This window comes from Bradyrhizobium sp. Crot121 (assembly GCF_059512385.1).
The window spans coordinates 1-348 of record NZ_JCAMOR010000517.1; the positions used below are offsets into that span (position 1 = coordinate 1).

The 348-nt window shown below is 64.1% G+C and carries 1 protein-coding gene; it reads right to left on the reverse strand.

Going from position 1 to position 348, the window contains the following annotated elements; genetic code table 11:
- Positions 1-252: class I SAM-dependent DNA methyltransferase (locus tag AC5ZGW_RS47735; RefSeq protein ID WP_496114351.1), on the reverse strand; the 252-nt coding region annotated here is incomplete at its 3' end.
- Positions 253-348: the final 96 nt, after the last annotated feature.

Genomic DNA, 348 nt, shown 5'->3' on the forward strand with positions numbered 1-348 from the left:
TTCCGAACCGCCTCCCGTGCGCGCCTCGGCCCGGCGGATCATGTCTGCGCTGATGTCGACCCCGGTGACTGTCCATCCCATGCGCGCGAATTCATGGGCGTGTGCGCCGGTGCCGCAACCGAGATCGAGCAACGTACCGGGCGTAGCGCCATGACGACGGAGTTGCACGTCCACAAAGGATGCTTCCGCGGCATAATCCTTGTCCTGATAGAGGAGGTCATACCACGGCGCGTAGCGTTCGAAGGCGCTCAAGCAAGGATCTCCTTCAGCGCCTGTGCGGATCGCACGATCTGGTCGTCCGTCAATCCAAGGCCGCTCGGGAGATAGAAGCCGCGGCGCGCGATCCGC